Source organism: Agromyces sp. NPDC127015, from assembly GCF_042725165.1.
Classification (GTDB): Bacteria; Actinomycetota; Actinomycetes; order Actinomycetales; family Microbacteriaceae; genus Agromyces; species Agromyces chromiiresistens.
Genome location: NZ_JBHXDI010000001.1, coordinates 1,126,412 through 1,138,344 on the forward strand (window position 1 = coordinate 1,126,412; position 11,933 = coordinate 1,138,344).

The 11,933-nt window shown below is 69.8% G+C and carries 12 protein-coding genes and 4 tRNA genes; 6 read left to right on the forward strand and 10 right to left on the reverse strand.

The window, feature by feature from the left end:
- Positions 1-148: 148 nt before the first annotated feature.
- Positions 149-1,039, reverse strand: a complete 891-nt coding sequence (gene pdxS, locus ACFWGP_RS05245) for a pyridoxal 5'-phosphate synthase lyase subunit PdxS (protein ID WP_275506905.1) — start codon at positions 1,037-1,039, stop codon at positions 149-151.
- 111 nt (positions 1,040-1,150) lie between these two features.
- On the opposite strand from pdxS, the gene ACFWGP_RS05250 reads away from it, so the two are divergent.
- Positions 1,151-2,512, forward strand: a complete 1,362-nt coding sequence (locus ACFWGP_RS05250) for an aminotransferase class I/II-fold pyridoxal phosphate-dependent enzyme (protein ID WP_376930256.1) — start codon at positions 1,151-1,153, stop codon at positions 2,510-2,512.
- 7 nt (positions 2,513-2,519) lie between these two features.
- A complete protein-coding gene (pdxY, locus tag ACFWGP_RS05255; RefSeq protein ID WP_231430865.1) occupies positions 2,520-3,371 on the forward strand; it encodes a pyridoxal kinase PdxY in 852 nt (283 codons plus the stop codon).
- Between the two features lie 95 nt (positions 3,372-3,466).
- Here the strand turns inward: pdxY and ACFWGP_RS05260 are convergent, their stop codons facing one another.
- Both ACFWGP_RS05260 and thrS read right to left on the reverse strand, forming a co-directional pair.
- Positions 3,467-4,039 carry an HIT domain-containing protein gene (locus tag ACFWGP_RS05260; protein WP_231430864.1) on the reverse strand — a complete coding sequence of 191 codons (573 nt, stop codon included), beginning with the start codon at positions 4,037-4,039 and terminating at the stop codon, positions 3,467-3,469.
- Positions 4,036-5,970, reverse strand: coding sequence for a threonine--tRNA ligase (thrS, locus tag ACFWGP_RS05265; protein ID WP_275506966.1), 1,935 nt, complete (start codon positions 5,968-5,970; stop codon positions 4,036-4,038). Before thrS ends, ACFWGP_RS05260 begins: the two co-directional genes overlap by 4 nt.
- 334 nt (positions 5,971-6,304) lie before the next feature.
- On the opposite strand from thrS, the gene ACFWGP_RS05270 reads away from it, so the two are divergent.
- Positions 6,305-8,452 (forward strand): glycosyl hydrolase family 28-related protein, encoded by a 2,148-nt coding sequence (locus ACFWGP_RS05270; RefSeq protein WP_376930257.1) that lies wholly within the window; start codon positions 6,305-6,307, stop codon positions 8,450-8,452.
- 203 nt (positions 8,453-8,655) lie between these two features.
- Here ACFWGP_RS05270 and ACFWGP_RS05275 read toward each other — a convergent pair.
- The 3 genes from ACFWGP_RS05275 to ACFWGP_RS05285 all read right to left on the reverse strand — a co-directional run bounded on the left by ACFWGP_RS05275 (position 8,656) and on the right by ACFWGP_RS05285 (position 8,958).
- A tRNA-Val gene (locus ACFWGP_RS05275) sits at positions 8,656-8,730 on the reverse strand.
- A 25-nt stretch (positions 8,731-8,755) separates the two neighbouring features.
- Positions 8,756-8,829 (reverse strand) — tRNA-Cys (locus ACFWGP_RS05280).
- A 56-nt stretch (positions 8,830-8,885) separates the two neighbouring features.
- Positions 8,886-8,958 (reverse strand) — tRNA-Gly (locus tag ACFWGP_RS05285).
- 237 nt (positions 8,959-9,195) lie between these two features.
- On the opposite strand from ACFWGP_RS05285, the gene ACFWGP_RS05290 reads away from it, so the two are divergent.
- From ACFWGP_RS05290 to ACFWGP_RS05300, 3 genes are all read left to right on the forward strand, one after another.
- Positions 9,196-9,271, forward strand: a tRNA-Val gene (locus ACFWGP_RS05290).
- Between the two features lie 177 nt (positions 9,272-9,448).
- Positions 9,449-9,724 carry a hypothetical protein gene (locus ACFWGP_RS05295; RefSeq protein WP_376930258.1) on the forward strand — a complete coding sequence of 92 codons (276 nt, stop codon included), beginning with the start codon at positions 9,449-9,451 and terminating at the stop codon, positions 9,722-9,724.
- Positions 9,725-9,760: 36 nt separating this feature from the next.
- On the forward strand, positions 9,761-10,060 hold the full coding sequence (locus ACFWGP_RS05300) for a DUF2510 domain-containing protein (protein WP_376930259.1): 300 nt from the start codon (positions 9,761-9,763) through the stop codon (positions 10,058-10,060).
- 128 nt (positions 10,061-10,188) lie between these two features.
- On the opposite strand, the gene ACFWGP_RS05305 is transcribed toward ACFWGP_RS05300, so the two are convergent.
- The 4 genes from ACFWGP_RS05305 to ACFWGP_RS05320 all read right to left on the reverse strand — a co-directional run bounded on the left by ACFWGP_RS05305 (position 10,189) and on the right by ACFWGP_RS05320 (position 11,926).
- Positions 10,189-10,452 (reverse strand): hypothetical protein, encoded by a 264-nt coding sequence (locus tag ACFWGP_RS05305; protein WP_376930260.1) that lies wholly within the window; start codon positions 10,450-10,452, stop codon positions 10,189-10,191.
- 15 nt (positions 10,453-10,467) lie between these two features.
- Positions 10,468-10,893: a hypothetical protein gene (locus tag ACFWGP_RS05310; protein WP_376930261.1), complete on the reverse strand. Its 426-nt coding sequence runs from the start codon at positions 10,891-10,893 to the stop codon at positions 10,468-10,470.
- Positions 10,890-11,663: a hypothetical protein gene (locus tag ACFWGP_RS05315; protein ID WP_376930262.1), complete on the reverse strand. Its 774-nt coding sequence runs from the start codon at positions 11,661-11,663 to the stop codon at positions 10,890-10,892. Before ACFWGP_RS05315 ends, ACFWGP_RS05310 begins: the two co-directional genes overlap by 4 nt.
- Before the next feature lie 68 nt (positions 11,664-11,731).
- Positions 11,732-11,926, reverse strand: coding sequence for a hypothetical protein (locus tag ACFWGP_RS05320; RefSeq protein WP_376930263.1), 195 nt, complete (start codon positions 11,924-11,926; stop codon positions 11,732-11,734).
- Positions 11,927-11,933: the final 7 nt, after the last annotated feature.

Consider the following 11,933-nt stretch of genomic DNA (forward strand, 5'->3'; position numbering starts at 1 on the left):
GGGGCCGGTCCCCCGCGGTGCCCGCCCCCCCCCCCGGCGGCGCCCCCGGGCGGGGCCGCGCGCACGGCCCCCGGCGGGCCCCCCCCGCCGCCGGGGGGTCCGGCCGTGGCCGGCCCCGCGTCGACGGAGCCGGCTCGCAGGGTCGTCGTCACCAGCCGCGCTCGGCGAGTCGGTGCGGCGCGGGCAGGTCGCCGACGTTGATGCCGACCATCGCCTCGCCGAGGCCGCGCGACACGTCGGCGATGACCGAGGGGTCGTCGTAGAACGTCGTGGCCTTGACGACCGCGGCGGCGCGGGCCTCGGGGTTGCCCGACTTGAAGATGCCCGAGCCGACGAAGACGCCGTCGGCCCCCAGCTGCATCATCATGGCCGCGTCGGCCGGCGTCGCGACGCCGCCCGCGGTGAACAGCACGACCGGCAGCTTGCCGGTCTCGGCGACCTCGGCGACGAGCTCGTACGGCGCCTGCAGCTCCTTCGCGGCGACGTACAGCTCGTCCTTCGTCATCGACGAGAGCGCGTTGATCTCGGAGGTGATCTTGCGGATGTGCTTCGTCGCCTCGGAGACGTCGCCGGTGCCGGCCTCGCCCTTCGAGCGGATCATCGCCGCACCCTCGTTGATGCGGCGGAGCGCCTCGCCGAGGTTGGTCGCACCGCAGACGAACGGCACCGTGAAGTTCCACTTGTCGATGTGGTTGACGTAGTCGGCGGGCGAGAGCACCTCTGACTCGTCGATGTAGTCCACGTCGAGGGCCTGCAGCACCTGCGCCTCGACGAAGTGACCGATGCGGGCCTTCGCCATGACGGGGATCGAGACCTCGGCGATGATCGCCTCGATGAGGTCGGGGTCGCTCATGCGGGCGACGCCGCCCTGGGCGCGGATGTCGGCGGGCACGCGCTCGAGCGCCATCACGGCGACCGCGCCGGCGTCCTCGGCGATGCGGGCCTGCTCGGGGGTGACGACGTCCATGATGACGCCGCCCTTCAGCATCTCGGCGAGGCCGCGCTTCACGCGGCTCGAGCCCGTCTCGGGTACGGTCACGGGGAATCCTTTCGATGAGCGCGCAGCGACTCGCGCTTCAGAACAGACCAACGGAATGATTGACCTAGGCCAAAAGATAGCATGGTCGGAGAACGACGAAAGGGCGGTGACGTGATCATCGACATCGAGGGACGATCGGCGGCTGAGATCGCGGAGAGCCTGCGCGCCCTGGTCGAGCGCGGGGCACTGCGCCCGGGCGACGTGCTCCCACCGGTGCGCAGCCTCGCCGAGCAACTCGGCGTCAATCGCAACACCGCCGTGGCCGCATACCGGCAACTCACCAGCGCGGGCATCGTCGTGACGCTCGGCCGTGGCGGCACCCGCGTCGCGGGCTCGGCACCCGTCGCCCAGGAGGGCTTCGCCGCCGACACCGCGCTGCGCGACATCGGCACGGGCAATCCGGATGCCTCGCGCATCCCCGATCCCTCGCCGGTGCTCGCGAGCATCGCCCGACGCCCGGTGCTCTACGGCGAACCGGTCATCGACCCCGGACTCGAACGCTGGGCCGACGACTGGATGCGCGGCGACCTCCCACCCGGCACCCCGATGCGCCTGACCGTCACGAGCGGTGCCGCCGACGCGGTCGAGCGGCTGCTCGCGCAGGCGCTCACGCGCGACGACGCCGTCGCCCTCGAAGATCCGTGCTTCCTCACGAGCATCCACACGGTGCGGGTCGCCGGCTACCGCCCCGTGCCGGTGGCCGTCGACGAGGAGGGCATGACGGTCGACGGGCTGCGCGCCGCGCTCGAGCAGGGGGTGCGCGCCGTCATCTGCACGCCGCGCGCCCAGAACCCGACCGGTGCGAGCCTCACGGCCGCACGCGCTGCCGAACTGCGCGCCGTGCTGCGCGACCACCCGTACGTGCTCGTCATCGAGGACGACCACTACTCGCTCCTCTCGTGTCAGCCGTTCCATTCGCTGATCGGCCCCGAGCACCGCCGCTGGGCGCTCGTGCGGTCCGTCTCGAAATTCCTCGGCCCCGACATGTGCCTGGCGGTGTCCGCCTCCGACCCCGAGACCGCCGACCGCCTCGCGATGCGGCTGACTCCGGGCACGACGTGGGTGAGCCATCTGCTGCAGCGCCTCGTGCACGCGCTGGCGACCGACCCGGCCGTCGCCCATGGCATCCGCACCGCAGGCGAGCACTACGCCGCCCGGAACGCCGAGTTCGCAGCACTGCTGACGGCGGCCGGCGTGCCGACGGCCCCGGGCGACGGGCTCAACGTCTGGGTGGGGCTCGACGCTCCGGCCAGGGACGTCGCCGAGCAGCTCATGCGCCGGGGCTGGCTGGCCCGACCCGGCGACGAGTTCGCCCTCGGCGACCGGGCGCCGTCGGATCGGCTGCGGCTCACGGTGCACGATCTCGACGATGCCGACCTGGCGAAGCTCGCGGCCGACGTCGCGGCCTCGATCCGAGCGGTGTCGAGCCCGGGGGCACCCGTCGCGCGGGCGCGCTCGTCGGAGATGCGATGATCGAACGGTGAAGATCCTCTCGATCCAGTCGGCGGTCGCCTACGGCCACGTCGGCAACTCCGCGGCCGTGTTCCCCCTGCAGCGCATCGGCGTCGAGGTGCTCCCCGTCTACACGGTGAACTTCTCGAACCACACCGGCTACGGCGCCTGGCGCGGGCCTCTCATCTCCCCCGACGACGTCCGCGAGGTCATCACGGGCATCGAGGAGCGCGGCGTGCTCGGCGGCATCGACGTCGTGCTGAGCGGCTACCAGGGCAGCGACGGCATCGCCGACGTCATCCTCGACGCCGTGTCGCGGGTGAAGGCGGCGAACCCGTCGGCGATCTACGCCTGCGACCCCGTGATGGGCAACGCGAAGTCGGGATGCTTCGTCGCCCCCGCGATCCCGGTGCTGCTCCGCGAGCGCGTCGTGCCGGCGGCCGACCTCATCACCCCGAACCAGTTCGAACTCGGCTACCTGACCGGCACCGAACCCGACACGCTCGAGTCCACCCTCGCGTCGGTCGACCTGGCGCGCGCGTCGGGGCCGTCGACGGTGCTCGTCACGAGCGTCGAGCGGCCCGACCGCACGCCCGGCACGATCGAGATGCTCGCGGTCGACGAGCGCGGCGCATGGCTCGCGCAGACCCCGCACCTGCCGCTCAAGGCGAACGGCTCAGGGGATGTCACGGCGGCGCTCTTCACCGCGCACTATCGCCGCACGGGCGACGCCGCCGATGCCCTCGCCCGCACGATCTCGAGCGTCTACGACCTGCTGGCGACCACGCACGAGTCGGGCGAACGCGAGCTGCAGCTCGTCGAGTCGCAGGAGTTCTACGCGAATCCGCGCATGCAGTTCGAGGTGCGGCAGGTTCGCTGACCCGAGGTCGGTCGAGCAGGCGCGAGGCGCCGACTCGAGACCATCCCGCGATGGTCTCGAGACGCCGCTCCGTCGCCACTCGACCGACCGGAGGCCTATCCGGCCGGGGCGGGCCAGCCGTCCGCGATCTCCTGCCGCACCTCGCCGAGCAGCCGCGGCAGCGCCTTCGTGCCCGCGATGATCGGGAAGAAGTTCGAGTCGAGCGCCCAGCGCGGCACGATGTGCTGGTGCAGGTGCTCGGCGATGCCGGCACCCGCGATGCGCCCCTGGTTCATGCCGATGTTGAACCCGTCGCACTTCGAGACCTGCTTGACGACGCGCATGGCGGTCTGCGTGAGCTCGCCGATCTCGGCGACCTCGTCGGCGTTCGCCTCGTCGTAGGTCGCGATGTGGCGGTACGGGCAGACCAGCAGGTGGCCCGAGTTGTAGGGGAACAGGTTGAGCAGGACGTAGGCGTGCTCCCCGCGCGCGACGATGAGCGACTGCTCGTCGCTCATCTCGGGCGCTCGGCAGAACGGGCAGGCGTGCTCGTCGGGCTGCTGGCCCTGCTGGATGTAGACGAGCCGATGCGGGGTCCAGAGTCGCTGGAACGCGTCGGGCACGCCGGCCAGGTCGGCCGAGGCATCCGTGGGCACCCCGTCGAACTCGTCGGCCCCGTAGCTGGTCATGCGAAGAGGTCGTCGCGGGTGGTGACCTGGCGGTGGTCGGCGATCGCCGCTCGCACGAGGTCGATCGCCCGGGCGATCGGCACCCCGTTCTCCTGGCTGCCGTCGCGGAACCGGAAGCTGACCGTCTCGCCCGAGCGGTCGTTGTCTCCCGCGATGAGCTGGAACGGCACCTTCTGGGTGGTGTGGGTGCGGATCTTCTTCTGCATGCGATCGTCGCTCACGTCGAGCTCGGCGCGCACGCCGAAGCCCTTCAGCTGCTCGATGATCGCCCCGAGATACGGCGCGTACTCGTCGGCGACGGGAATGCCGACGACCTGCACCGGCGCGAGCCACACCGGGAAGACCCCGGCATAGTGCTCGAGCAGGATCGCGAAGAAGCGCTCGATCGAGCCGAACAGCGCTCGGTGGATCATGATCGGCCGGTGCTTCTCGCCGTCGGGGCCCATGTACTCGAGCTCGAACCGCTCGGGCAGGTTGGGGTCGACCTGCACGGTCGACAGCTGCCAGGTGCGACCGATCGCGTCGCGGGTCTTGAGGTCGATCTTCGGGCCGTAGAACGCCGCCTCGCCGGGCACCTCGGTCAGCTTCAGCCCGCTCGCGAGGGCGACGTTGCGCAGCGCGTTCGTCGAGTACTCCCAGAACTCGTCGGTACCGATCCACTTCGACTTCTCGTCGTCGCGCATCGAGAGCTCGAGCTCGAAGTCCTCGAGGCCGAAGTCGCGCAGCATCGAGATGACGAACTCGAGCACGCGGGTCGTCTCCTCCTCGAGCTGCTCGGGGGTGACGAACAGGTGGGAGTCGTCCTGGGTGAACCCGCGCACGCGAGTGAGGCCGTGCAGGGCGCCCGAGAGCTCGTTGCGGTACACGGTGCCGTTCTCCGCGAGCCGCATCGGCAGGTCGCGGTAGCTGCGCGCGCGCTCCTTGTAGATGAGGATGTGCATCGGGCAGTTCATCGGCTTCAGGTAGTAGTCCTGGCCCTGCTTCGTGACGTTGCCCTCGGCGTCGCGCTCCTCGTCCATGACGATGGGCGGGAACATCCCCTCGCGATAGGTGACCAGGTGGTTCGACTGGAGGAAGAGGTCCTCCTTCGAGATGTGGGGCGTGTACACGTAGGTGTAGCCGCCCTCGACGTGGCGGCGACGGGCGTGCTGCTCCATCTCACCGCGCACGATGCCGCCCTTGGGGTGCCACACCGACAGGCCCGAGCCGATCTCGTCGGGGAAGCTGAACAGGTCGAGCTCCTTGCCGAGCTTGCGGTGGTCGCGCTTGGCCGCCTCCTCCAGGCGGTGCTGGTACGCACGCAGCTCGTCCTTCGTCGGCCATGCGGTGCCGTAGATGCGCTGGAGCTGCGGGTTCTTCTCGCTGCCGCGCCAGTAGGCGCCGGCGACGCGCTGCAGCGCCCATCCGTTGCCGATCATGCGGGTGTTCGGCAGGTGGGGTCCGCGGCACAGGTCCTTCCAGGCGACCTCGCCGGTCTTGGGGTCGACGTTGTCGTAGATCGTCAGCTCGCCCGCGCCGACCTCGACGTTCTCGTTGTCACCGCCGGTCGAAGCCGCCCCCTTGAGCCCGATGAGCTCGAGCTTGTACGGCTCGTTCGCGAGCTCGGCGCGCGCCTCGTCGTCGGTGACGACCCGGCGCACGAAGCGCTGGCCGGCACGGATGATGCGCGCCATCTCCTTGTCGAGGGCCTTCAGATCGTCGGTCGAGAACGCCTCTTCGACGTCGAAGTCGTAGTAGAAGCCGTCGGTGACGGGCGGACCGATGCCGAGCTTCGCCTCGGGGTTGACGTTCTGCACGGCCTGCGCCAGGACGTGCGCAGTCGAGTGGCGCAGGATGTTCAGGCCGTCGGGCGAGTCGATGGTGACCGGTTCGACGACGTCGGCGTCCGTCACCGTCGTGGCGAGGTCCTTGAGCTCGCCGTTGACGCGCATCGCGACAACGGATCGGTCGGTGAAGAGCTCGAAGCCGTCAGCCACCTGGATCCACTCCTTGGATTCTCTTGAAACGAACCCTTCAACTGTAGTCGGCCGCCGACCCTCGCTCCGGCGCACGGCTTGCGCCGAGTTGCGTGCGATCGGATGCCTCGGCGCACGAGGGCTTGCGCCCGCTTGCGTCCGATCGCGCAAGAACTCGACACTTCGTCGACATTTCACATCAGTGCCTTGTGCGACATCGGGCCGCGCTCCTACAGTCGGCCGCATCCGGGCCGTGCAGTGCCCGCGAGCTGTCCGATGGCGCACACGACTCGAGAGGACCCGTGCCGACATGACCCGCCGCTCCCCCACCTCATCGATACGATCGAGCGGCGCCGCCGCCGCCGCGACCATCGTGATCGCCGTCGCCGCGACGGCGCTCCTCACCGCCCCCGCCGCGGCGATCGCCGCACCGGCCTCGACGCCCCCGGCAGCCGCCGTGCACGTCACCCGCGCCGGGCTCGACCCGGCGCTCGTCGCCGGCCGCGGCGCCGACGTGGCCTTCCTCGAGCAGGAGGCCGAGCACGCGACGACGAACGGCACGGTCCTCGAACCGGCCCGGGACGCCTACACCCTCGCGGCCGAGGCCTCCGGTCGGTCGGCCGTGCAGCTCGCCCCTGGCGAATACGTCGAGTTCGCGCTGCCGGAGCGCACGAACGCCATCACGGTGCGCTACTCCATCCCCGACGCGCCGGGCGGCGGCGGCATCGAGGCTCCGCTCGAGGTCACGGTCAACGGCAAGCAGCAGCGCTCGATGACCCTCACCAGCGAGTACTCGTGGCTCTACAACCAGTACCCGTTCACGAACGATCCGAACGCCGGGCTCCTCCACCCCGACTGGTGGATTACCGAGTGCGGCTGCGTGCCGGGCGACGGGTTCGAGGTGCAGAAGCCGTTCCGCCCGATGCACTTCTACGACGAGCAGCGCCTGCTGCTCAAGAAGACCTACCGGGCGGGCGACATCCTCCGGCTCACCGCCCCCGCGGGCTCGAGCGCCGCGCTCACGACGATCGACCTCGTCGACACCGAGTTCGTCGGGGCGCCGCACGTCCGCGTCGAGGCCGCCAACGTGCTCGCGTTCGGCGCCGACCCCACCGGGCGGCGCGACGCCGCCGATGCGATCGACCGCGCGATCGCGTTCGCCAAGCGCAAGGACGTGCCGGTGTACCTTCCGCCCGGAACCTTCCGCGTCGATCGCCACATCATCGTCGACGACGTCACGATCGAGGGGGCCGGCAGCTGGTACACCGTCGTCCGCGGTTCCGAGGTCGCACTCGACGAGCCCTCACCCGACGGCTCGGTGCACACGGGCGTCGGCTTCTACGGCAAGGACGCGTCGGACGGCGGCAGCACGAACGTGCACCTGTCGGGCTTCACCGTTCGCGGCGACGTCGCCGAGCGGATCGACACCGACCAGGTGAACGGCGTCGGGGGCGCGATGAGCGACTCGACGATCGAGGGGCTGTACATCGAGCACACCAAGGTCGGAATGTGGTTCGACGGCCCGATGAGCGGCCTCGTGGTGCGCGACAACATCATCGTCGACCAGGTCGCCGACGGACTGAACCTGCACCGCGGCGTCACCGACTCGCTCGTCGAGCACAACTTCGTCCGCAACACCGGCGACGACGCGCTCGCGATGTGGTCGGAGGGCACCGCGAACGCCCGCAACGCCTTCGCACGCAACACGGTGCAGACGCCGACCCTCGCGAACGGCATCGCGATCTACGGCGGCACCGACAACACCGTCTCCGGCAACCTCGTCGCCGACCCGATCCGCGAAGGCAGCGGCATCCACATCGGAGCCCGCTTCGGTGCCGAGGCGTTCGCCGGCACGCTCGCGATCACCGACAACACGACGGTGCGCGCCGGCACGTACGAGCTGAACTGGAACATCGGGCTCGGCGCGATCTGGTTCTTCGCACTCGACCGGTCGATCGAGGGGGCAGACATCACGGTGTCGGGCGACCACTACCTCGACAGCACCTACAACGCGATCATGCTCGTGACCGACTGGCCTGTGAAGAACCGCCACCGGATCGAGCACGTCGCATTCCGCGACCTCCGCATCGACGGCACGGGCACCTCCGTGCTCAGCGCCCGGACGGCCGGCAGCGCCTCGTTCGAGAACGTCGACGCGCGCAACGTCGGCGCGGTCGGCATCACAACTGCGGCGCGTTCAACTTCCCGCCATCGGGCTCGGAGTTCTCGGTCGCCGATCTCGGCGGCAACGACGGCGGCGGCACGACGGGACCGTGGCTCGCACCGTGGGAGCTCCCGAACACGATCACGTGCGACGACCGGCCGCCGGTCGTCGCGCCGCCTGCACCGGGCGCCTGGGCGCAGCCCTGACGCCGCGGGCGGTGCAGACCGGTTGGACCCGGGTCGCACCGCCCCGCAACCGATTGCCCCGAACGGGGGTGTACCCCGAAGTAGGTGATTCGGGGGACAATTCCCCGTGGACCGACCATGTCGGCCCACCGGATCCCGGTGAAAGCGAAAGCCGGTCACCGGGGTCCGGCCCACCGCTCCGACCCACCGCTCCGGCTCGCCGCGACGGGGATGTCTCGCGCCAGCGCCGAACCTCGCACTGCGGTCGCCGCAGCGACGAGAAAAGCCCCGGCTGAGCCGGGGCCTTCATTGTGGTGGGCGATACTGGGATCGAACCAGTGACCTCTTCCGTGTCAGGGAAGCGCGCTACCGCTGCGCCAATCGCCCGAGTCGAGATGGGAGGATCTCGGCTTGGAGGTGGATACGGGATTCGAACCCGTGTATACGGCTTTGCAGGCCGCTGCCTCGCCTCTCGGCCAATCCACCGTTCATGGGTTCACCACCAAAGAACAGGAGCCGGGCTTTCGCCCGACCCTGATCAGAGCGGATGACGAGACTCGAACTCGCGACCCTCACCTTGGCAAGGTGATGCGCTACCAACTGCGCCACATCCGCGTTGCTCCGCATTTCTGCGTGCAGAGAAGACTTTATACACACTTCGAGCGATTCACAAACCGAGCGGGCCTCGCGCGATGTTCTCCCCGGTCACAGTGCCATTCGTCCCATGATTCCCGGGCGTGTCGATCGAAGCGGCACCCCCGCGCCGCGCCCGGCGGCAGCTCGATGTGCATTCGCCCTGCTCCGTCGGCTAGTATCGAGTCCGGTCACCGCAACGGAGACCGAAACCCACTTGGGCGATTGGCGCAGCTGGTAGCGCGCTTCCTTCACACGGAAGAGGTCGTCGGTTCGAGCCCGGCATCGCCCACCAAGAGAAACCCCCGGTCTTCCGGGGGTTTCTTCGTTTCCCGGGCTCCGCGACCCGATGGGCGCGCTCGAGCTGGGGGGCAAGTTGGGGGGCAGCCCCCAACGGAGGGGGCAATCAGTGCCCCGAGTTACGATCGAATCGCGCGGGCCGGCGCGCTCCAACGAGAGGAGCACCCCGACCTTGCGCTACTGGCGACCCGACCTCCGATCCGTCCGCGATGGCGAGTGGTACCTGTTCGACGGGAACCGGAAGATCGCCGTGCTCCGCGTAGTCGAGCTCGGCACCCAGAAGGAGCGGATGATCCGCTCGGTGACGTGGGCACCCCGTTCTGAGGATCGGTGGCTCGTCGGCTACTTCCCGCATCTGCGCATGGCAGCCGAGGTGACGTGGCTCGAGTATCAGAAGGAGCTCGAGCGCGACGGCGCGACGCCTCCCCCGCCTCCTCGGCGAGGATGACGCCCGCGAGACGGAGGCGTCTGGCAGACTCTCAGCATGAGTACCCCGACGACGACGGCCGCCCCCGCCGGTTGGTATGACGACGGCAGCGGCCGTCTCCGCTGGTGGAATGGCGCGCAGTGGACGGAGCACTTCGCCCCGCCGCCGGCACCGCCGCAGCAGACGCACTCGATGGGGCCAATGACCTCGAGCAGCATCAACGTGCAGCGGCAGGCCGTCTACACGCGTCAGCAGACGGGCCACAGCCTGATCCTGCACCTGATCCTCGGCGCGTTCTGCCTCTGGATCAACGTCATCTACATCTCGGCGAGCCCGAACCACTACTGGCACGCCTGACCCCTGGCACGACGAAGAAGCGCCCCGCCCCACCTGTGAAGGTGGGGCGGGGCGCTTGGTCGTTCACGGCCGGATGGGGCATCCGCCGCACGGTGCTGGGCACGTGGGCCTCAGCGGGCAGTCCCCGCTCATTCGGCCGAGTGCTTCGCGCGCCGCGGCTCGTAGACCGGCTTCCGGGCGACGCCGAGCAGCCAGCCGAACCATCGCCACTTGCGCTCGAGCCACGCGACGGCGAGGTAGTAGAGCGAGCCGACGAGCACTGTGAGCTGCGCGGCGGCGGCTGCGGTGATGTCGGGATCGAGGTTCAGGCCGATGCTCGCGAGCCACGTGACGGCGAGGCCCACGAGGTAGGGCACGGCAGTGCGGATGATCTGGATGATGAGTGCGTCCAAAGAACGCCCTCCCTTCTACTTGAGGGCCGCGAGCGCGGGCGCGACCGCGGCATAGACGATGAGCAGGGTGACGACGGTTCCGAGTGCGCCGATAATCGAGGCGACGGCGGCGATGATTCCCGTCCACGGCGTGCGCCTTCGCTCGGCCGCGGCCGAGGCAGCCTCGCGCGCGGCCCGCTCTTCGGCGATGAGCCGAAGCGCTTCGGCGATCTTGGCCCGGAGCTCGATCGCCTCCTTCTCACGGTCGTAGAGCCGCGAGCCGTGGTTTCCGAGGCGCGTGTCGTGCTCCTCGAGCTTCGTTGCCGTCGACTCGATGTGAGCGGGCAGCCGCTCGTTGAGGAGGGCGAGTTGTAGCTGCATCGCGTGGACGTTCTCGGTGAGCGTCGCGATCCGGTCGGGCGGGATGATCGCCTCCTTCCCGCCCTCGCGGGCGTCGGTCACGGGCGCTCGAGCCCGAGGGCGAAGCCCGCCCACGAGTTCGGGCCGAGCTTCTTGTCGATGGGGCCGGTGTAGCTGCCGAAGCGCTTGGCGTAGACCTGCACGTAGTAGCAGGTCATGGGGCCGGGGATGCCGTCGATGAGGCCGGCGTAGCCGACGCGCGCGATCGTGCGCTGGATGGCCTTGATGGACTCCTTGCCCCACTTGCCGTCGACGAGGCCGAAGTAGCGGTTCCGCTTCTTGGCCGCCGCCTGGACGCGCTTCTGCACGGCGGCGCTCGGCACCATCCACGACCACGCGGGGCCGCTGCCGCTGCCGGCGGGTGCCGCCGGCTTCGCGACCTCGAAGTTGAGGACGTCGCCGTTCGCGTAGCCGCGGGAGAACCCGAGGTAGGTCGCGCCCTTGGCGTTCGAGTAGCCCTGCACCGACTGGAAGCCGATCGCGGAGCCCAGGCTCTCGCGCACGGCGCGGGTCGCCATGAACACGGTGCTGCCGCCGCCGCGGACGTCGAGGCCGACGTGTCCGTTGTACCGGCCGCCGATCGCCCAGAAGTGGAAGTCGCCGGGCTGCGCCTTCGAGGGGTCGGTCGAGACGATGCTCGACCGCTCGTAGACGATGTACGCGGAGCGCACGTCGCCGGTCGGCTCCTTGCCGTAGAGGTCGCACATGCGGAACATGAGCGAGCCGCACATCTGATCCCAGCTCGCCTCGCCCGAGCCGGGCGTCTTGTAGCGGTTGGCGTACGCGCGAGCGAGCGCTTCGAGGGTGGCCATGTTGGTCCTTTCGGTGGTATGCGAAACGCCCCGCCGATCGGCGAGGCGTGGGTGGGGTACACGCGGGGCTATGCCGCGGGCTCGGCGACCACGATGTCCGTGATCCACTGGCCGCACTCGTTGCAGACCGCAACCTCGGCGCAGGTGCGGAGGGGCACCGGGATGCCCTCGCCGTCGCAGCCGGGCGTGCGGCAGGTGAGGATGAGGTCGCGCCACACGAGCGAGGCTTCGTATTCCTCCTGCGTCATCGGTTCGTCGGGCATTGGACTC